The organism is Enterococcus sp. DIV2384, from assembly GCF_050534975.1.
GTDB classification, from domain to species: Bacteria; Bacillota; Bacilli; order Lactobacillales; family Enterococcaceae; genus Enterococcus; species Enterococcus faecalis.
The window spans coordinates 217,501-237,565 of the sequence record NZ_CP172905.1 but is presented as its reverse complement, the minus strand read 5'-3'; the positions used below and the strand labels follow the sequence as shown (position 1 = coordinate 237,565).

Sequence of the window (20,065 nt, the reverse complement as noted above, 5' to 3'; positions counted from 1 at the left end):
AAACAAAAAGGTGCTGATCGCATCAGCACCTTTTTTGTTTATTTCTGGTTGTCTAGATTCAGAGAGGAATCGTGTTAGGCAATTTTTCAGAAATAACGGAGGTTTTCCCCATCACAAAAGAGTATGCTGCACTATTTTGCACCATACAACAACAGCTTTCCGTTTTTAAAAAAAGGCTAGCTTGTTTTTTCGTCATGGTTGATTTCCTCCTTCGTCATGTGTTGACCAAACTATACCATTTCCCATTTTCTAATGTCAACGATTCTAACGATTGCTATTTCCTATCACACCAATGGTTTTCTTATAGGTAAAAGAATTAATAGACCAAAAAAACAGAAGGCTAGCCTTCTGTTTTTCTGCTACTTATTTAGCACGTTTTAAATACGTACCTTCCGCAGTATTGATTTCTAATAATTCGTCTGCTTCAACAAAATCTGGAACGTTAACAACTAATCCTGTTTCCATTGTAGCGGGTTTACCAGAACCAGTTACTGTTGCGCCTTTGATTGAAGGTTGCGTTTCAGCAACACGTAAGATTACCGTTGTTGGTAAAGTTAAACCAATGACTTCTTCACCATAAAATTGAATTTTTACTTCCATATTTTCTAATAAATATTTTAGTTCTTCTTCAATTAAAGCAGTTGGTACTTCATATTGTTCATATGTTTCTAAATCCATGAAAATAGCCATATCATCTTGGCTGTATAAATATTGAACCGGTTTTGTATCGATGTGCGCTTTTTTCACTTTTTCATCTGGGCGCATTGTTGTATCTGTTGTTGAACCCGTACGAACATCTTTTAATTTCATACGCATAACCGTGTTACCTTTACCTGGTTTGTGGTGGCTAGCTTCCATTACTTTAATTAATTTGCCGTCTTGCTCAAAAGTCATACCGGCTTTTAAATCGCTTGCTGCAATCATTGTAATTTCTCCTTTTCTCTGGTTAATTCTTCATTATTGTAGCAAATAACCTAGGATTAATCTAGGAAATCACGTATCTTTTTTAGAAGTTTATCACTCCCCAGACATTGACTTGGGAAATAAAACGAGTTTAACTTGCCTTTTTTCTTGAATTGCGTTAGAATTACCAAGCTTTCATCAATTATTTTCACTTTTTACATAGAAAAAATCAATCATTAAAGGGGGTGATGATATGATACGTCAAACGCTATCTTTATCAAAAACACATGAGGTTGTCTGTCACTAAGCATACGTTGGTGAGACAAATTGCCTTTCAGCGTATGTACTCGGTCTATTTGAAAGGAATTTAAAATCATGAACCCAACTATTCAACCTTACCAATTTAACATAATTAAAGAACAAGTCGCTGTGTTACTAAACACCTATACGTCTGTTAACGATGCTACGACTGTCAAAACTGTCCAGGCCCTATGTGCCGAAAAAATCAATGGGTTATTTTCAGAAGAACACCCTGCTGTTACGATTTTGTTGGACAAAGTGATGGATCGTCGTTTAACACGCGCACGTGCTGAAAAATATTTAGACGAATTAAAAGAAACCGTGTTGCCCTTTAAAGAACCTTCAACACCACAAGTCACGAAAGTCTTTCGCAAAGTGAAAAAGTTAAAGATTCCTGAGTGGGAAAACATGGATTTACGGAACAATACCTATGTCGGTTGGAACGACGCTGGGACTCAGAAAAAATTTATCTTAGCTTATCGAGAAAATAAATTAATCGGCGTCCACGGCACCCTTTCACCCACCATTGTTAAAGGTGTTTGCTCCATCTGTCAAACAATCACGAATGTGTCTATGTTCCTAGCTACCACCAAATCAGGTGGCGACGGAACCTATACGAAAAAAGGCAATTACATTTGCCATGATAGCGACACCTGTAACCAACAATTAACACAACCTGAATATTTGGAAGCCTTTATGGAAAATGTTAAGGCTGTGAAATAACAAAAAACCGTCAAGAAAATTTCTTGACGGTTTTTTTGTTACATCTCTTTCAATTTCCCACGAAATTCTTCAATACTTTCATAACCTTTTGCTGCCATGATTTCTTGTAATTCTTTGGCTAGACGCTCAAAAACTTGTGGACCTTCTTGATGCAATTGTGTGCCGACTTGTACTAATGTCGCACCACATAAAAGATGCTCAAAAACATCTTTTCCACATGTAATACCGCCCGTTCCAATAATTTTGATTTCTGGTTTCAAACGTTGCGCAAACGCACGAACATTGGCTAACGCTGTTGGTTTGACATATTCGCCGCCCAGTCCACCGAAGCCTCCTTTTGGTTTAATGACTACTTCTTCCTTGTCACTGTCAATATATAAACCATTACCGATGCTATTAATACTATTCACGTATACTAAAGGGAATTTATTTAAAATTTCAGCCATTGCGTCAAAATGTGCAATATCAAAAAATGGGGGTAATTTTACACCTAATGGTTTAGTAAAAAATTGGAAAACTTCTGTTAAAAGCTTTTCTGTTAATTCAAAATCATAAGCAATTTGCGGTTTACCAGGCAAATTGGGACAAGACAAATTAAATTCTGTCACTCCTGTGTATTCACTTTCTTGCACTTTTTTTAAAATAGCGATATTTTCCTCATAATTCATACCAGATACAGATAAAAAGCGTAACTCCTCAGGAAATTCCTTTTGACGTGCAATCTGATAATCTAAATAATAATCAATCCCTAAATTAGGCAAGCCCATTGAGTTAATACTTCCTAATGGTGTATCAAAATACCGTGGTTCCTCATTGCCCTGACGAGGATTAGGTGTTGCCGTCTTAGCGACAAAAGCACCTGCTTGAGAAGCCGCTAACTCGTCCATTTCCTTAATTGTCATACAATGAATACCTGATGCGTTCATTAACACATTCGCCAATTTATGTCCCGAAAACTCTACTGAAATATCCAAAAGAAAAACCCTCCTGTAAATTGTTTTACTCATAAGCTTACCACCTTCACATAAGCTTTTTATGATTATAGCATGTTTTTTTGCGTTAGTGTTATTTATATTTGCGACGAGCATTTTTTTGTATTTGGTGTTTTTTTGTATTTCTTTTAAACTCTGTTTCATTTGTTCTAGCCACTTCTTTATAAAGTTCTATTAATGTGTTTACAGGTTTAAATTTCAACAGATATTTTTTTCCTAAAATATATATTATTCCTAAGATACATAAACGTATTAACCCTTTACTAAACCAGATTCTGTAAAATTCTAGCGAGTCTTCTGGAAAAAAATATAAACTAATTTTATTAATCCAGCCACAAGATTCTAAAATATCTGAAATAACAAATGAACTATAAAGCATTACCGACCATATGACTATTAAAAATTTTGTCCTTCTCCATTTTTTTTGTAAAAAATTTGGTATTTTTATTTCAGTAAGTTCTTCTTGAGCAAAGTAATCTATTCCTTCTTTAGAGTAAAATAACAAAACAAAAGCAGTAAATAATGGTATTACAGTCCACCAATCTCTATCAAAAAAACCTAAACTATACACAACAGCACTTATTTTTAGAATATTTTTCAATTTAATCTTAGGGTCACTTTTTAGTTCATATACTATAAATATTAGAATTATTGATAAAATATAAACTAAGCTGAAATATAGCGTAATTTTGCCGCGTATATTTAAATAATAAGTAACATCTACCAATGCAAAAAATCCCGAAATAATTAAAATCCATATTGCCAAGTCCCCTTTATTCCCTGAAACACTCTTTCTATTTTTCATATACAAAAAAATATAAGTAAACGACAAAATACCGAAAACTATACGATTTAGTCCTTTAGGAATACTCTCAAAAAAATAGTTAAGCGTTCCCCAAAAGACAAATAACAAACCATAGATAACTGTTTGTTTAAAAAATTGAGGTTGTAAGTTTTTCAACATAATTTACCTCCAGCACCTTTTTTTATTAATTTTATCATACCAGAACAAAAAAAGAGCAAGCCTTCACCGCTTGCTCTTTCTAATTATCTTTTTATCGTCCCACAATAAACGTCAATTCACATTCGCAGACCTTTTTATCTTCCACGTAAGCAGTCGCTTTGCCGATGCCGACAAAGTCACGTAATTTGACGATTTCAAAATGTAATTTCAAGACATCACCAGGGACCACTTTTTGACGGAATTTGGCTTTGTTGATACCGCCAATATAGGCTGTTTCACCTTCAAATTGATCCATTTTTAAGATTAAAATCGAACCTACTTGTGCCAATGCTTCAATAATCAAAACGCCTGGCATTGTTGGATTTCCAGGAAAATGTCCTTGGAAAAATTCTTCGTTAATTGTTACATTTTTTGTTGCAATAATCTTTTCATTTGGAATAATTTCATCCACATAATCAATATAACAAATCGGATAGCGATTAGGAATCATTTCCATAATTTCTGTTGCAGTCATTACTTTTTTCATACTAGTTTTCCTCCCATTTCTTCAAGCAAATTACACCATTATGGCCACCAAAGCCAAACGAATTACTAATTGTATAGTCCGCTGTAATGTCACGTGCACCTTCTGTGACATAATCTAAATCACAATCTGGATCAGCAACTTGGTAGCCTACTGTCGGATGAGCTTTTCCTTCTTGCAATGTTTGCACACAAGCGATCGCTTCGATACCGCCAGCCGCGCCCAATAAATGTCCAGTCATACTCTTTGTACTTGAAATTGGAATTTGCGATGCTCGCTCACCAAAGACACGTTTGATGGCCGTTGTTTCCGCAGCGTCATTCGCTGGGGTTGACGTACCATGAGCATTGATATACCCAATTTGTTCCGGTGTAATCCCTGCTTCTGCAATCGCCATTTCCATCGCAGCCGCCGCGCCACTACCGTCTTTTAAAGGAGCGGTCATGTGGCTAGCATCACAGTTGCTGCCATATCCAACAATTTCGCCGTAGATAGTTGCGCCACGTTTCTGTGCATGCTCGAGTTCTTCTAAAACCAGCATTCCTGCGCCTTCACCCATCACAAAACCTTTTCGTTCTTTATCAAAAGGAATCGAAGCCCGAGTCGCATCTTCTGTTGTATTTAAAGCATTCAATGCTGCAAAGCCTGCAATCCCAATTTCACATACTGTGGCTTCTGTCCCTCCAGTTACCATCATGTCCGCTAGACCATATTTAATCGTGCGAAAAGCTTCACCAATCGCATTCGTCGCAGAAGCACAAGCAGTCACGATAGTTTGAGAAGGTCCTTTTGCACCTAGACGAATCGAAATATTTCCCGCTGCCATATTAGCAATTACCATGGGCACGAAAAATGGTGTTACGCGTTTTGCGCCTTTTTTATCCATTACCCGTACTTGGTCTTGTAAGGTAGTCATCCCGCCAATCCCACTACCGACAATCACACCTAAACGAGTCGGGTCAATCGTTGCTTCTGTTAAACCACTCATTTCCCACGCTTCTAAAGCAGCGACCAAGCCATATTGAGAAAATAAGTCCATTCTTTTTTGCTCTTTGCGTTCTAAAACAGCACTTGGGTCAAACTCTTTCACTTCACCAGCCAAAGCCACCCCAGTATCTTCAGAATCAAATTTAGTAATTTTGCCAATTCCTAGCTTGCCATCCACTAGATTATGCCAAAATTCTTTTACGGTATTGCCTAATGGTGTTACGGCACCCATGCCGGTTATGACCACTCTTTTCATACTGTACCTCCGAGTTTATTTTGATTATCAAACTATTATTTCATGCGGTTTCCAGCACTTTTTCTCAAAAAATAAGAAAAATAGTTTGACTTTCAAAGTATTTTGGTTAATAATTCAGACATCAGGAAAAATGTCTGTTTTTTTCAAGATTAGAAAATTGAGAAGATTTTGTTATCATTCTCACACAGATAATACCAGTTGAAATTTTATTCGTCAACTCAATAAATGTAACTTTTACATTTTGATGAAGAAAAGCCTATTCTATCAACAAAAATTTTTTATTAAAGGAGATTTTATATGTTTTTACAAAATAAGAATGTCGTCGTAATGGGTGTTGCCAACAAAAAAAGTATTGCTTGGGGCTGTGCAAAAGCATTAAAAGATCAAGGGGCCAATGTTATTTATACGTATCAAAATGAACGCATGAAAAAGCAAGTGGTTAAATTAGCAGATGAAAATGATTTGTTGGTGGAATGCGATGTTGCTTCTGATGCGTCCATTCAAGCAGCCTTTGAAACAATTAAAAATGAAGTGGGCACGATCGATGGACTAGTCCATGCGATTGCTTTTGCCAAAAAAGAAGAATTGTCTGGAAACGTTAGTGACATCACTCGTGATGGTTTCCTATTAGCACAAGATATTAGTAGCTACTCTCTTTTAGCAGTCACTCATTATGCGAAACCTTTGTTAAATCCTGGTTCAGGAATTGTCACATTGACGTATTTAGGTTCCGAACGTGCGATTCCTAACTACAATATGATGGGGATTGCTAAAGCTTCTTTAGAAACTGCCGTGAAATATTTAGCTTTTGAATTAGCTGCAGATAAAATTCGTGTCAACGGAATCTCCGCAGGAGCGATTAAAACATTGGCTGTGACTGGTGTAAAAGACTACGATCAATTGATTAGTATTTCTAATGAGCGGACACCAGATAAAACAGGTGTAACCATTGAAGAAGTCGGAAACACTTGTGCCTTTTTAGTCAGTGAACTAGCTAGTGGTGTGGTCGGTGACATCATTTATGTCGATAAAGGCGTTCACTTAACTTAATCATTTTTTGTCTTTATTTTCTATTTATACATTAAAAAACAGAGATTGGACAATCTCTTTCACTCATTGATTGTCCAATTTCTGTTCTATTTTTTACTTTATTCTATAATAAAATCGACAGTTTCAATTCCAAAAACAGTTGTTAGGATTTGATTGACTTGTTCAAAAAGTTTTGATAAATCTTCCAGTTTATTTTTAGATTGGATTTTTTCAGAACCGTTATCGTAGCTTAAATGATTGTACGCTTCTTTAAAGGTTACTGCTGTGTCTTCTTTTCGATAAAGGATATATTCGTCATCTAGCATATCCATTTGTAGCTCCTGTTTAAATCCATTTCTGGCAACAACAGCAGAAACTAGATGAGCAACAGTCAAGCCATCTAACGGAATGTCCACTCCATTCATTGCTAATGTGTAGACGGTATCTTCCACTAAACCACAGGCGTTGCAACCACCACTGGTTAAATCTACTGTACTTGTTATAATTGCCTCTTGCATCGTTTCTTCCCCCATATTGTTTTTTAAAGTTATTCTTTCATTTGTTATTTACGAACGTAATTCACATCATAATCGTCAACTTCAATATAGATATAGATTTTTTTATCAGGCATTTTACTGCGAATGTCTCGTTCAATCGCATTCACAACATCAGGTGCATCTTCTTCCATTGGTTCTACCACATCAATTTTTGCCGCTACTAAAATTTCAGTTGGGCCTAAATGAACGGTTTTTACATCAATTAGTTTTTCAACATCCGCCCGATCAAATGCGGTTTTAATTTTTGCTAAATCTGTAGCGGTCACACTTTCACCAATAATCAAACTATAAAATTCTTTCGCTAAGAAAATGGCTGCACACATTAATAGTAAACCAATCAGTAAGCCGCTGATAGCATCAAATGCAGCAATCCCAGTTACCATTGTTAAAAGGGTTCCCACCAAAGCTAAACACAAACCAATAACCGCACAAAAGTCTTCCGTAAAAATAATTAAAATTTCACTGTGACGACTTTCTCGCAAAAATTTTAAGAGCGATAACTTCTCTGTATTCAATTCTTTGATTTCTTTCATCGCTACACGCAACGAGCTACCTTCCACAAGCAAACCAAAAATTAAAATACCAATGACAATAGCCACATTTTCTACTTCATGAGAGGGATGCAGTAACTTCTGAATAGCCTCCATTACGCCTAACGCGCCCCCACCAAAAAAGAGCATCGTTGCAACAATTGTACTAAAAAAGTATTTTGCACGGCCTTCTCCAAATTGATGTAACGCACTTTGTCCACGAGAAGCGCGCTTATTCCCAAAAAGTAATAACACCTGATTACTACAGTCCACGACACTGTGGATACTTTCATTCATCATAGCGGTACTACCACTTAAAGCAAAACCAACAAATTTACTAATCGCTACTAAAATATTCGCAATCAGTGCGGCAATAACTGCAAACATGCCACTCGATTTTTTTGTCTCCATAATTACCTCCTATATGTAACGTAAAACTAAGATAAACCACCCGTTTATTCATCCATCATTTTACCACTTCTGAGGTATTTGTAAAAAAGAGTTCTCTTAAAATTCAAAAAGAAATGTACTGACTGTTTTAGTTGGCCCTCATTTATCGGTGTCCATCCCACTCTTGATAAAATTCCTCCAGATAAAGTTCCATAAATTGATGACGCTTTTCCGCCAATAAGCGACCATAATTTGTATTCATTTGTTCCTTTAACTTTAAAAGTTTCTCGTAAAAATGCATAATAGCAGTATCTTCCCCATTCCGGTATTCTTCTTGGGTTAACTGTTCACGAGGTTGTTTGTGAGGATCGTGAATTAAACGGCCTTTATTTCCCGAATAAGCCATCACCCGTGCAATTCCAATCGCACCGATGGCATCTAATCGATCCGCATCCTGGACCACTTTTCCTTCTAATGTAGTGACTGTTTTCCCAGTATTTCCTCCTTTAAAGGACATATTAGCAATAATGGAAAGGATGCGATTCGTTTGCTCTGTTGATACGTTATTTGCTTCCAACCATTGTTGCACCTTTAGCAAGCCAGCCTCTTCACTTTCGTTAAATTTTTCATCGCCAATATCATGTAACAATGCTGTTAATATACATAAAAATAAATTTGCTTGTTCTTTCTCTGCAATTGTTTTTGCTAATTGTGTCACTCGATAAATATGCCACCAGTCATGGCCACTTGCTTCGTTGGCTAATTCTTGTTGAACATAACGCTCTGCTGCTTGAATAATTGTTTGTTCTTCAAAACTAAGAGATTCATTTTCAAACATCCTAACACTCCTTTATTCTGGATTTAAAATTTCCACCTGGATAATCCCGCTAGCTTTCAGAAACATATTGGTGACAATCGGACCTACAAAAGAAAATCCTCTTTTTTTTAAGTCTTTTGCTACGTTATCTGACAAAAGCTGTGTGCGCGGGACTTGGTATGCTTCTTCATAAATAGATAAAACGGGGACGTTTTTTACAAATTGCCATAGATAATTGGCAAAACTGCCAAATTCTTCTTGTACTTTTAAAATTGCTTGCGCATTTTTAATGGTTGCTTCAATTTTGCGCCGATTGCGAATCATATCTGGATCAGCTACTATTCGATCGACTTCGTCAGGCAACAGCGCGGCAACTTTTTCCGGCTTCATTTGGCAAAAATTTTTCATGAATGCTACTTTTTTCCCTGCGGCTGCTTTCCAACTTAAACCAACTTGAAAAACACCCACCGTCAACAATAAAAACAGCAAATCATCCTCTCTTGTAGGTTTTCCCCATTGTTCTGTATACCATTGATAGTTGTTCATCGCCGCCTCCTTTTAAGACTGTTCAAATGTTAATAATGCTTGTTTCATTGCTAAACCACCACGGTAACCGGTTAATTGTCCCTTGCTGCCGATGACTCGATGGCAAGGAATGACCATTAATAAAGGATTTTTCCCAATCGCTGTGCCAACTGCTCGAACCGCACGTGGACGCCCAATTTTTTCTGAAATTTCTTGATAGGTCATTGTCTCACCATAAGGGATTTCTTGCAACGCCTGCCAAACTTCTTTTTGAAAGGGCGTTCCTTCTATGTCTATGGGGCAAGCAAACGTTGTCGAATGTTGGTTAAGATAACTTATTAATGCTTCTTTATAAGGCGCAGTTTTCTTTTCAGAAGCTTCTAATTGTGCTTGAGGGTACCAGTTTTTCAGCTCTTCTATCGATTGATTGGCTGAACCTACAAAAGCTAGTCCAGCGTCTGTCACACCAAGATAATAGTGATCGTTCTGCCATTCTTGTTGCGCATAATAAATTTTTTTTGCCATATTTCTACACTTCTTTCTCGTGTTTTTCTTATCTTCATTATAATTCTTTTGGCTTTCAAAATCTTGCGCTCCTATCACTTTTTACTTGTTTTTATTAGGGATTCTTTTACAATGAAGAAAACGGGAGGTGTGCTTACAATGAAAACAACGTATCGACTTACTCAGAAACGTTGGGAAGCCATTCAAAATAATAATACGCAATTTGATGGTGATTTTTTTTATGGTGTGACCACAACTAAAATTTTTTGTCGTCCTTCGTGCCCTTCCCGTGTGCCCAATAAGAACCACGTTCTGATCTTCAAAACGGCTCAGGAAGCTTTAACACTTGGTTTTCGTCCATGTAAAAGATGTCAACCAACCGGGCAAGTCGTTCCTAACGAGGAATGGGTTGCTCAAATTAAGCAATTTATTGATCGGCATTCAGCGGAACCTTTAAGTTTAGACTATTTAGCGCAAACCTGCCACGGTAGTCCCTTTCATTTGCAGCGAACCTTTAAGGAACAGACAAAACAAACCCCATTAGCTTATTTAACAAGTATCCGAATTAGGCAAGCCCAAGAATTGCTTCTCCATTCACCCCTTACGATTCAACAAATCGCGAAAAAAGTTGGCTTCCAAACCGCAGCATATTTTGCCACCACTTTTAAAAAAGAAACAGGCGTAACCCCCTCTGTTTATCGCAGTAAAAATGAGCCGAAAAAATAACATTTCGGCTCATCGGATTATTTATTGGGGCGTGATTGTAGCCACGCTACAATCAATTGACTGATTTCTGTTTGCTGTTGCTCGTTAGAAATTGTCGCTTTGTTATCTCCTTTTTGGACACCGTAATTACCAAACCCTGCATGATTACCACCTTTGATAGATACATACTGCGTATCTTTTGGCAAAAACTGTTTGGCTTTTTGGTAGCTAGTCCAATTTAAAACACCATCGTTTGTGGCTGTTATTGACAGAACCGGCAGATTTTGCTTGTTTAGTGCACCTTTTTCGTCAGGATAGCTGGCTAAATAAATCATGCCTTTGATTCGTTGCTCATTTTCCGCTACAAAACGACTAGCCATCACACCACCCAGAGAATGCCCAGCCAAAACGAAGTTTTGTTGTGGATGATCCTTTATAATTTGTTCTGCAGCATTTGGTGCAAGAACCGCTAAATTCAAAGGAAAATGAACAACATAGACATCGTAACCTTTCGTAGCAACTTCTTGCGCCCATTCACTATAACTAGCGGGCGCAACCAATGCACCTGGATAAAAAATCAGTGCTGTATCATTTTTTTGCCCGTTTGTGTAATAATCATAGTTTTTTTCTTGCGTGGCACTTTGACTTATTTTTAAGGCCGAATCGGTTGCTTGATACGTACTATTTTTAATAAAAATAGTCAGGCCGATGACTAAGATTACTAAAAAAAGCCCAAGTCCTAGGACAATTTTTTTCCAGCGTGATTTTGTTCTATTTTTCATCTCATTTCCTCCCAATGAAAAAATTCTTCTTTCTGATTCTACCTTTAATAAAAAAAGAACACAACAATAGGAGTTGGTGGAGCAACCCTTTTCTTGCTCCACCAACTCCTAAATAGACTGTTTCTCTAATCCAGGGATTATTTTGATTCTTTTTCGCCTGCTTCTAAGTAGCTGACATCATTGACTTTATCCAAAGTATACTCGCCATTTTTGTAATGAATCGTTGTAACACTAGCATTCTTCAAACCGCCTTCTGGGACTTTAAAATCATCAAATAAAGTTGCTAACAACGCTGAAATACTCAAGCCATGAGAGACCACTAAAACATTGCCATTCCCAGAATTGGCTGATTCTGTGGCAACAATTTTATCTAAGCCTTTTTTCAAACGTTTGGTAATTGTAGCATAGTCTTCTGCAGGCCAGTTATTCTTGCTTTCCTCGCGCTGTTGATCCAGTTTAGCTACACTGTTGGCAAAGGATTCAGGAGTCATGTTTTTCATAAATTCTTCTAAGGAAACACCTTGATCATCAGCAATATCCTGCCACATTGTCTTGTTTAAATCCCCTTCATAGCTACCAAAATTAAATTCACGTAAATCTGGGTCACGCACGACTTCAAGGTCTTTGCCTGCTTTATTTTGATCTAAAATAAGTTGAGCAGTTTGCAAGGCGCGGCCACTATCACTACTATATGCATTTTGAAAGGCAACATCTTTCAGGCCAATCCCAGTTGCTGTCACAACTTTTTCACCTTCTGGTGTTAAGACCGCATCTGACCATCCTTGTACGCGGTCCGTCGTATTTAACATGGTTTTTCCATGGCGCACAATGTAAAGAGTTAGTTCTTCAGGTTTTGTCTCTTTTTCTTTTGTCGTTGCTTGCTGATTTTTACCACAACCAACCATTACTAAAATGGCCAGAAAAAGCATCCCCACAATCGTCAATCGTTTTTTCATTTTTTATTTCCCCTCATTTTCTACTCAGTTGTTAAGTTTTCACCATTACTAGCGATAACTTGTTTGTACCAATTAAATGATTTTTTCTTAGTTCGTTTCAAGGTTCCCTGACCTTCGTCATCCATGTCTACATAGATAAAACCGTAACGTTTTTTCATTTCGCCAGTCCCTGCTGAAACTAAGTCAATACAACCCCATGGCGTATAACCAATTAAGTTAACCCCGTCTTCTTCTACTGCGGTTCTCATGGCTTCAATATGTTGTTTAAAATAATCAATGCGGTAATCGTCGACAATCGAGCCATCCTCTTGCAATGTGTCCACCGCGCCAAACCCGTTTTCAACCACAAACAATGGCATATTGTAACGATCTGACAACTGACACAATGAAATTCTTAACCCTAAAGGATCGACAGCCCAGCCCCATTCAGATTCTTGCAAATAAGGATTTTTAACCGCAGGCATTTGGTTGCCTCCGACATATTTTACTTCTTCGGGATAAGCAGTCGAAACAGTCGACATATAATAACTAAACCCGATATAATCAACTGTTCCTTTTTGAATAATCGCTAAATCCTCTGACTCCATTTGAATTGTCATTCCTTCACGCTCAAATTCTTTGAGCTTATGCGCTGGATAATAGCCCTTAGCCTGGACATCCATATAAAATTCTTGCTCTCGGTTAAATTGAACAGCTGCCATCACGTCCTCAGGTTTGCAGGACAAAGGATAACTCGGGATATAAGCCACCATCATACCAATCTGGAAATCTTGATTGATGGAATGTCCCAATTCAACTGCTTTCGCACTTGCTACAAATAGATGATGTGCCGCTTGATATTTACTTTGTTTATCATTATTGTGAATCCCAATTTGCGTCCAACTTCTTAAAAAATTAATTTCATTAAAAGTCATCCAATACTTCACTTTATCCTGATAACGCGTAAAAATGGTTTCGCAAAAGAAAACAAAGAAATCAATCACTTCACGATTTTTCCAACCATCATATTCATCGGCCAAATACATCGGAATATCAAAATGGTTAATCGTCACAACGGGCTCAATTCCATGGCGCAGCAAAGTATCAAAAACTTTATCATAAAAGGCTAAGCCTTCTTCATTAATCTCTTTTGTTCCATTTGGGCAAATCCGGCTCCAGGCGATAGACAGCCGAAAACATTTGAAACCCATTTCTGCAAATAAGGCGATATCTTCTTCGTAATGATGGTAAAAGTCCGTCGCTACATGACTAGGGTAGTATAACTCTTCATCGATATAACCAATCGCTCCTTCGGGTAATGCTTGATCGCGCGTACACGAAGCTTTTTGGCCCTCTTTAGTTAAATACGTAATCCGTCGCGGTTCTGTTTGACTACCACCAGTAATTGCATCTAATGTACTCAGACCTTTGCCTCCTGAAAGGTAGCCACCTTCATATTGGTTAGCAGCTGTTGCGCCGCCCCATAAAAAATTTTCTGGAAATCCCATAAAATCCCTCTTTCCCTCTGTTTTTAGGCATAACAAAGAAACCATCAAGGGAATTGACGCTGGCAGAAGAGTCCTTGTTTTTTCTACCAACGTCAAACGCCCTTTAATAGTTGCTAATTTTATTAATTACTTAAATCTTCACCATTTGTTGCGATTACTTTTTTGTACCAATCAAACGATTTCTTCTTGCTTCGTTTTAACGTACCATTTCCTTCGTTATCGCGATCCACATAGATAAAGCCATAGCGTTTTTTCATTTCACCTGTTCCAGCTGATACTAAATCAATACAGCCCCAAGTCGTATAGCCTAACAAGTCGACACCATCTTGTTCAACGGCATCTTTCATCGCTTGAATATGCGCCGCCAAATAATCGATACGATAATCATCGACTACATAACCATTTTCGTCTGGTGTATCTACCGCTCCTAAGCCATTTTCAACAATGAATAGTGGTTTTTGATAACGATCATATAAGTCATTCATCGTAATTCTCAAACCAAGTGGATCAATTTGCCAACCCCATTCACTGGCTTTTAGATAAGGATTTTTCACAGAGGCAAAGATGTTACCAGCTGTTTGCTCATTAATTTCTGGATCTGTTGATGTGACACGAGAAGAATAATAAGAGAACGAAATGAAGTCCACCGTATGTTCTTTTAAAAGTTCTTCGTCGCCTTCTTCCATTTCAATTTGAATACCTTTACGTGCCATATCTTTTAAAGCATACGCAGGGTATTCCCCGCGTGATTGGACATCAATAAAGAAATAATTTTCACGATCTGCTTGTCGAGCAGCGAAAACATCTTCTGGTTTGCAAGTATAAGCGTAGTTGGAACCAGCCGCTAACATACAACCTACTTGGTTTTCAGGATCTACCTCATGAGCAATTTTTGTCGCAATTGCACTTGCTAGTAGTTCATGATGGGCCGCTTGGTATTTCACTTGTTCTTTGTTTTCGCCTTCTTCAAAGTATAGACCTGCTCCCATAAATGGTGCATGTAAAATCATATTAATTTCGTTAAATGTTAACCAATATTTGACTAATCCTTTATATCGGTTGAAAATTACACGGCAAAGATTTTCATAGAAACCTACTAACTTACGACTACGCCAAGCGCCATATTCTTCCACTAAGTGCATTGGGCAGTCAAAGTGTGTAATCGTTACTAGTGGCTCAATCCCATATTTATGACATTCTTTGAATAAGTCTTCATAGAACTTCAAGCCTTCTTCATTCGGCTCTGTTTCATCTCCCATTGGAAAAATTCGACTCCAAGCAATGGATAAACGGTATGTTTTAAAACCCATTTCACCAAATAAGGCGATATCTTCTTTATAGCGATGATACATATCAATCGCCTCTTGTGCAGGATAGAAATGTTCTTCATCAAAGTTAAACATTTTCTTTTCACCAGTGATTACTGGAAAACGATCTGGACCCGTTGGCGCTAAATCGACGTTTGCCAAACCGCGCCCACCTTCGTTATAGCCACCTTCACATTGATTGGCTGCTGTTGCGCCACCCCATAAAAAGTCTTTTCTAAATGCCATAAATTCTCTTCCTCCACATCTTTTTATATTAAAGCGGTCAGCAAATCATCACTTGTTGAAACTTCATTACTGCCGACTTCCAAAATATCTAAATAATCCGCTGTATTCGTCACAACGATTGGGATTTGTGTACTAAACCCAGCTTTTTTAATTCCTTCTAAATCAAAGGTTACTAATGTTTGACCTTTTTTCACGCGGTCACCTTGTTTTACAAAAGCTTCAAAGCCTTCGCCTTCTAATTGAACTGTATCAATCCCAATATGAATCAATAACTCTGTGCCGTTATCTGAAATCAAACCTAATGCATGTTTTGTTGGGAATAGTGTGACAATCGTTCCATCAAAGGGTGCAACCACTTTGCCTTCCGTTGGTTCAATCACGACCCCATTTCCTAATGCTCCATTTGCAAAAGCAGGATCCTCTGCATTTTTTAAAGATAACACTCGTCCTTTGACTGGACTTGTAATATTTTCTTTTTTAATCGTTGTTTTATCAATAATCACTTCTTCTTCCTCAACTGTATTGTCTTTCCAGAAGAAGAATGTTAGACCAAAACCGACGACCGCTGCAATGGCAATTGCAATAAAGGACTGGATCATCCCACTTGCATCATCACCATTGATAAAGTTTAGTACACCGAAAATTCCTAAACCACCCATTGTATAAGCTGTCACATTGTTGATCATCAAATATAAACCACCGACAGCGCCACCAATCATTGAATAAATAAATGGCCATTTTTTTGGTAAAGTGATTCCATAAATTGCTGGCTCTGTTACACCAAAAATACCAGAGATAATTGCTGGCGGACACAAAGCTTTTAACTTTTTATCTTTCAATTTGAAGAACATCGCTAAAACAACCGCTGTTTGCGCAAAACTAGCTGCAAATGATCCCGTTAATACTTGGCTTGAACCTTCTTGTGTCACTTGCATAATAGCTAATGGCACAACGCTCCAATGTAAACCAAAAATAACTAAGACTTGCCAGAAGAAACCAAGAATCAAACCATACAAAGCTGGTGAGAAACTCATTAATGCTGTAAAGCCAGCGCTTAATAAATCTGTTAGCATGCTAACGATTGGCCCAATTACTAAGAAACCAATTGGTAAGGCAATCAACAAGACGAAAAACGGTACTAAGAACGTTTGAACAACTTCTGGAATAATCCGTTTAAACACTTTTTGAACTTGTGCCGCAAAAGCAATAATGAAGATGATTGGTACGACACTACTTGTATAGTTCGCACCGACCCAAGGAATCCCCATAAATGTATTATAGGCAGGTAAGCCGAATAAATTATACGGTGCTGCGGCTCCGGCACCCGCTGTTGTTTCAAAGGCCGTTTGTAATGCACTTCCTTGAATCGTTGGGTAACATAAAGCTGCGCCAATCACGATCCCTACCATTGGATGCAACCGGAATTTCTTAGCTGCTGTATAACCTAAAATAACTGGCATAAAGTAGAAAATTGCATCGCCAATCCCATTTAACATGGTATAAGTCCCTGACGTAGCCGTATAGAGCTTTAAGAAAACCAATAAGGCATTTAACCCTTTGACCATCCCAGCCGCTGCTAACGCCCCTAAAAAGGGTTGGAAACAACCACTTAAAATATCTATTAAGCGATCAAATAAATTCCCACTGGAAGCTTCTTCTTCACGTTCTCCTGACAAGCCTGCAATACTAACTACTTCTTCGTAAACGGCTGGAACATGGTTCCCAATAACGACTTGGTATTGTCCACCGCTTTTCATAACAGTTACCACACCGTCCATATTTTTTAAGACATCATCATTCGCTTGACTCTCATCTTTTAATTTGAAGCGAAGACGTGTGATACAATGTGTCAAACTATTAATATTCTCTTGCCCACCGACATTTTTTACAATTTTTTCTGCTAGTTCATGATATTTTCCCATCTTTTTTTCCTCCAAAAATTTATTTTCATTTGAAGGTTTAGCCAACTGAATGTCACTATCCAAAGTGGTGCGTTTATTGTTCCGTTGTTTGTACAATTCGTGCAATGTGAATCGTTAGGTACAAGCGTTCTTCATTTGAAACTTGATAGTCATAGTTCTCATTTAAATACAAGCTGATCTTTTCCACGCAACGATAGGCGTTGAGATATTTCTTTTTAATTACCGCATACAGTTCTTCATCATCATTTTCGACAACTTCACGTTGGTGTAATAAGCGATAACAGAAAAATTTTAAATGTGTGCTAAATCGATAAAAGTAGACAGAGTCTTCATCAAAACTTACCTTAAAATAGTATTTGACGATATTTGTAATCTCTTGCATCAACTTTGTCAATTCATAAATATTACCGACTTCTTCCTCCATCTCCGCATTCACCAAGTGCAATGCGATAAAACCTGCCTCATCCGTTGACAATTCCATTCCTACGCGCTTTTGTACCATTTTTAAAGCATTTACTCCTACTTCGTACTCTTCAGGAAAAAAACGTTTAATATCCCATAATAATAAATTCTTAATTGCAATTCCTTGTTTTTTTCTTTCTAAAGCTGTGTACAAATGATCCGTCAGAGAAATATAAATGGTATCATTCAAACTCTTTTTCAACGTTGATTTTGCATAAACAATAATGTCATCCGAGAGTTTCATCATCTCTAAAGGAATATTTCCTAACAATTCTTGAAACTTAAGTGATGTTTCTTGATTGGCTAAATAAAAAACTTGATCAATACTTTCATCAGGAACCCAATCCCCAATGCGTTTCTTAAAAGCAATTCCTTTGCCCATAACAATTTGCTCTCGTTTATCATCATCTAATGTAATAACCACATTATTGTTTAAAATTTTGTGAATAATCAATGCCCCACCTCCTTTGTGTTTCGTTGAAAAAAGAAAAACCCAATTTCTTCAAAAAGAACGACACACCTGTCGCTTCATGAAAAAATTAGGTTTAGCTTGTCTTTAAACAATCACTATCCATCTATTTACTTATCCCTACATCCAAAGAATAACATATTTACAACAAATGTCAACGCTTTCAACGACATTTTTTTGTAATAAAAATAAAAAAAGCATACAAACAATGTTTGTATGCTTCACTATGACCCGTACGGGACTCGAACCCGTGTTACCGCCGTGAAAGGGCGGTGTCTTAACCGCTTGACCAACGGGCCATTAAAAAGAAAAAACGGAGAAGGAGGGATTTGAACCCTCGCGCCGGTTTCCCGACCTACACCCTTAGCAGGGGCGCCTCTTCAGCCACTTGAGTACTTCCCCAAGAAATAAATGGGCCTAAATGGACTCGAACCATCGACCTCACGCTTATCAGGCGTGCGCTCTAACCAGCTGAGCTATAGGCCCCAAATAAGAAAAAAGCGGGTGACGAGAATCGAACTCGCGACAACAGCTTGGAAGGCTGTGGTTTTACCACTAAACTACACCCGCAAATTTTTCTTGGATGGCGCGGGACAGAATCGAACTGCCGACACATGGAGCTTCAATCCATTGCTCTACCAACTGAGCTACCGAGCCAAAAACGGTCTGGACGGGACTCGAACCCGCGACCTCCTGCGTGACAGGCAGGCATTCTAACCAGCTGAACTACCAAACCAATTCGTTTTTGCTTTATGCAAATGTATGCTTTGAAAAATAAAAGCAATTGCGGGGGCAGGATTTGAACCTACGACCTTCGGGTTATGAGCCCGACGAGCTACCTGACTGCTCCACCCCGCGATAATTAGACTAAGGAAATTTAATTCCTAAGAAAGGAGGATAAGGGATTCGAACCCTTGCACGGTTTTACCCGCCTGACGGTTTTCAAGACCGTTCCCTTCAGCCGGACTTGGGTAATCCTCCATAACAAAACTATGACCCGTACGGGACTCGAACCCGTGTTACCGCCGTGAAAGGGCGGTGTCTTAACCGCTTGACCAACGGGCCATTTTATAAAATTATGGGCCTAAATGGACTCGAACCATCGACCTCACGCTTATCAGGCGTGCGCTCTAACCAGCTGAGCTATAGGCCCAAAAAGAAAAGCGGGTGACGAGAATCGAACTCGCGACAACAGCTTGGAAGGCTGTGGTTTTACCACTAAACTACACCCGCATGGCGGTCTGGACGGGACTCGAACCCGCGACCTCCTGCGTGACAGGCAGGCATTCTAACCAGCTGAACTACCAAACCATACTTTTCTTTTTATGTGCTTTTGAAATCAAAAGCAATTGCGGGGGCAGGATTTGAACCTACGACCTTCGGGTTATGAGCCCGACGAGCTACCTGACTGCTCCACCCCGCGATAATTAGACTAAGGAAACTTAATTCCTAAGAAAGGAGGATAAGGGATTCGAACCCTTGCACGGTTTTACCCGCCTGACGGTTTTCAAGACCGTTCCCTTCAGCCGGACTTGGGTAATCCTCCATGATAAAAATAAAACTATAAACAACGTCACAATGGACCTTGTAGGACTCGAACCTACGACCGGACGGTTATGAGCCGTCTGCTCTAACCAACTGAGCTAAAGGTCCAGGCTCTTCCAAATGTATAATCGCGGCGGAGGGGATCGAACCCCCGACCTCCCGGGTATGAACCGGACGCTCTAGC

At 38.4% G+C, this 20,065-nt stretch carries 20 protein-coding genes and 16 tRNA genes (1 of these 36 cut by a window edge); 3 read left to right on the top strand and 33 right to left on the bottom strand.

The features are described from left to right. Positions 1–58 precede the first annotated feature (58 nt). Together IGK54_RS01245 and efp are read right to left on the bottom strand one after the other, a co-directional pair. Positions 59–196, bottom strand: a complete 138-nt coding sequence (locus IGK54_RS01245; RefSeq protein WP_010816990.1) for a hypothetical protein — start codon at positions 194–196, stop codon at positions 59–61. A gap of 167 nt (positions 197–363) precedes the next feature. Continuing rightward, complete coding sequence (efp, locus tag IGK54_RS01240) at positions 364–924, bottom strand: elongation factor P (RefSeq protein ID WP_002355202.1); 561 nt, start codon at positions 922–924, stop codon at positions 364–366. Between the two features lie 354 nt (positions 925–1,278). Between efp and IGK54_RS01235 the strand changes: the two genes are divergently transcribed. Continuing rightward, positions 1,279–1,926, top strand: coding sequence for a FusB/FusC family EF-G-binding protein (locus IGK54_RS01235; RefSeq protein WP_002379038.1), 648 nt, complete (start codon positions 1,279–1,281; stop codon positions 1,924–1,926). A 38-nt stretch (positions 1,927–1,964) separates the two neighbouring features. On the opposite strand, the gene IGK54_RS01230 is transcribed toward IGK54_RS01235, so the two are convergent. From IGK54_RS01230 to fabF, 4 genes are all read right to left on the bottom strand, one after another. After that, positions 1,965–2,933 (bottom strand): dihydroorotate oxidase, encoded by a 969-nt coding sequence (locus tag IGK54_RS01230; RefSeq protein WP_002386045.1) that lies wholly within the window; start codon positions 2,931–2,933, stop codon positions 1,965–1,967. 58 nt (positions 2,934–2,991) lie between these two features. Continuing rightward, entirely contained in the window at positions 2,992–3,882 is an 891-nt protein-coding gene (locus IGK54_RS01225) for a hypothetical protein (protein ID WP_002361140.1), read from the bottom strand. Between the two features lie 91 nt (positions 3,883–3,973). Further along, complete coding sequence (fabZ, locus tag IGK54_RS01220) at positions 3,974–4,408, bottom strand: 3-hydroxyacyl-ACP dehydratase FabZ (protein WP_002355197.1); 435 nt, start codon at positions 4,406–4,408, stop codon at positions 3,974–3,976. 1 nt (position 4,409) lies between these two features. Beyond that, on the bottom strand, positions 4,410–5,648 hold the full coding sequence (fabF, locus tag IGK54_RS01215; protein ID WP_002358339.1) for a beta-ketoacyl-ACP synthase II: 1,239 nt from the start codon (positions 5,646–5,648) through the stop codon (positions 4,410–4,412). 297 nt (positions 5,649–5,945) lie between these two features. Between fabF and fabI the strand changes: the two genes are divergently transcribed. Beyond that, positions 5,946–6,698 (top strand): enoyl-ACP reductase FabI, encoded by a 753-nt coding sequence (gene fabI, locus IGK54_RS01210; protein WP_002358338.1) that lies wholly within the window; start codon positions 5,946–5,948, stop codon positions 6,696–6,698. Positions 6,699–6,796: 98 nt separating this feature from the next. On the opposite strand, the gene IGK54_RS01205 is transcribed toward fabI, so the two are convergent. The 5 genes from IGK54_RS01205 to IGK54_RS01185 form a co-directional block, all read right to left on the bottom strand. Further along, positions 6,797–7,210, bottom strand: a complete 414-nt coding sequence (locus IGK54_RS01205; RefSeq protein ID WP_048943677.1) for a DUF4809 family protein — start codon at positions 7,208–7,210, stop codon at positions 6,797–6,799. Between the two features lie 29 nt (positions 7,211–7,239). Beyond that, entirely contained in the window at positions 7,240–8,175 is a 936-nt protein-coding gene (locus tag IGK54_RS01200) for a cation diffusion facilitator family transporter (RefSeq protein ID WP_002355191.1), read from the bottom strand. A gap of 142 nt (positions 8,176–8,317) precedes the next feature. Beyond that, positions 8,318–8,992 (bottom strand): HD domain-containing protein, encoded by a 675-nt coding sequence (locus IGK54_RS01195; RefSeq protein WP_010709185.1) that lies wholly within the window; start codon positions 8,990–8,992, stop codon positions 8,318–8,320. Positions 8,993–9,004: 12 nt separating this feature from the next. Beyond that, on the bottom strand, positions 9,005–9,517 hold the full coding sequence (locus tag IGK54_RS01190) for a DNA-3-methyladenine glycosylase I (protein ID WP_002355189.1): 513 nt from the start codon (positions 9,515–9,517) through the stop codon (positions 9,005–9,007). A gap of 12 nt (positions 9,518–9,529) precedes the next feature. Then, the gene (locus tag IGK54_RS01185) at positions 9,530–10,021 is read right to left on the bottom strand and encodes a methylated-DNA--[protein]-cysteine S-methyltransferase (RefSeq protein WP_002355188.1); all 492 of its coding nucleotides are present in this window, start codon (positions 10,019–10,021) and stop codon (positions 9,530–9,532) included. A 111-nt stretch (positions 10,022–10,132) separates the two neighbouring features. Here IGK54_RS01185 and IGK54_RS01180 point away from each other — a divergent pair, with 111 nt between their 5' ends. Continuing rightward, on the top strand, positions 10,133–10,726 hold the full coding sequence (locus IGK54_RS01180) for a bifunctional transcriptional activator/DNA repair enzyme AdaA (protein WP_002355187.1): 594 nt from the start codon (positions 10,133–10,135) through the stop codon (positions 10,724–10,726). Between the two features lie 17 nt (positions 10,727–10,743). On the opposite strand, the gene IGK54_RS01175 is transcribed toward IGK54_RS01180, so the two are convergent. The 22 genes from IGK54_RS01175 to IGK54_RS01070 all read right to left on the bottom strand — a co-directional run. After that, a complete protein-coding gene (locus tag IGK54_RS01175; protein ID WP_002383919.1) occupies positions 10,744–11,487 on the bottom strand; it encodes an alpha/beta hydrolase in 744 nt (247 codons plus the stop codon). A 137-nt stretch (positions 11,488–11,624) separates the two neighbouring features. Next, positions 11,625–12,443 (bottom strand): histidine phosphatase family protein, encoded by an 819-nt coding sequence (locus tag IGK54_RS01170; protein WP_002355185.1) that lies wholly within the window; start codon positions 12,441–12,443, stop codon positions 11,625–11,627. 20 nt (positions 12,444–12,463) lie between these two features. After that, a complete protein-coding gene (locus tag IGK54_RS01165; protein ID WP_016632907.1) occupies positions 12,464–13,930 on the bottom strand; it encodes a glycoside hydrolase family 1 protein in 1,467 nt (488 codons plus the stop codon). 122 nt (positions 13,931–14,052) lie between these two features. Then, complete coding sequence (locus IGK54_RS01160; protein WP_142957228.1) at positions 14,053–15,483, bottom strand: 6-phospho-beta-glucosidase; 1,431 nt, start codon at positions 15,481–15,483, stop codon at positions 14,053–14,055. Between the two features lie 23 nt (positions 15,484–15,506). Beyond that, the gene (locus IGK54_RS01155; RefSeq protein ID WP_002358327.1) at positions 15,507–17,405 is read right to left on the bottom strand and encodes a beta-glucoside-specific PTS transporter subunit IIABC; all 1,899 of its coding nucleotides are present in this window, start codon (positions 17,403–17,405) and stop codon (positions 15,507–15,509) included. 73 nt (positions 17,406–17,478) lie between these two features. Next, entirely contained in the window at positions 17,479–18,321 is an 843-nt protein-coding gene (gene licT, locus IGK54_RS01150) for a BglG family transcription antiterminator LicT (RefSeq protein WP_002355181.1), read from the bottom strand. Between the two features lie 242 nt (positions 18,322–18,563). Continuing rightward, positions 18,564–18,635 (bottom strand) — tRNA-Glu (locus IGK54_RS01145). A gap of 15 nt (positions 18,636–18,650) precedes the next feature. After that, positions 18,651–18,738, bottom strand: a tRNA-Ser gene (locus tag IGK54_RS01140). A gap of 10 nt (positions 18,739–18,748) precedes the next feature. After that, positions 18,749–18,822, bottom strand: a tRNA-Ile gene (locus tag IGK54_RS01135). 13 nt (positions 18,823–18,835) lie between these two features. Continuing rightward, positions 18,836–18,906 (bottom strand) — tRNA-Gly (locus IGK54_RS01130). 14 nt (positions 18,907–18,920) lie between these two features. Continuing rightward, a tRNA-Phe gene (locus IGK54_RS01125) sits at positions 18,921–18,993 on the bottom strand. A gap of 5 nt (positions 18,994–18,998) precedes the next feature. Next, positions 18,999–19,072 (bottom strand) — tRNA-Asp (locus IGK54_RS01120). 48 nt (positions 19,073–19,120) lie between these two features. Then, a tRNA-Met gene (locus IGK54_RS01115) sits at positions 19,121–19,194 on the bottom strand. A gap of 33 nt (positions 19,195–19,227) precedes the next feature. Then, positions 19,228–19,317: transfer RNA gene (locus tag IGK54_RS01110), tRNA-Ser, on the bottom strand. Between the two features lie 12 nt (positions 19,318–19,329). After that, a tRNA-Glu gene (locus IGK54_RS01105) sits at positions 19,330–19,401 on the bottom strand. 14 nt (positions 19,402–19,415) lie between these two features. Continuing rightward, positions 19,416–19,489: transfer RNA gene (locus IGK54_RS01100), tRNA-Ile, on the bottom strand. A 9-nt stretch (positions 19,490–19,498) separates the two neighbouring features. Beyond that, positions 19,499–19,569 (bottom strand) — tRNA-Gly (locus tag IGK54_RS01095). 1 nt (position 19,570) lies between these two features. Further along, positions 19,571–19,647, bottom strand: a tRNA-Asp gene (locus tag IGK54_RS01090). A 38-nt stretch (positions 19,648–19,685) separates the two neighbouring features. After that, positions 19,686–19,759: transfer RNA gene (locus IGK54_RS01085), tRNA-Met, on the bottom strand. A gap of 33 nt (positions 19,760–19,792) precedes the next feature. After that, positions 19,793–19,882, bottom strand: a tRNA-Ser gene (locus IGK54_RS01080). 33 nt (positions 19,883–19,915) lie between these two features. Continuing rightward, positions 19,916–19,989 (bottom strand) — tRNA-Ile (locus IGK54_RS01075). Positions 19,990–20,009: 20 nt separating this feature from the next. Further along, positions 20,010–20,065, bottom strand: a tRNA-Met gene (locus IGK54_RS01070) (it continues 18 nt past the right edge of the window).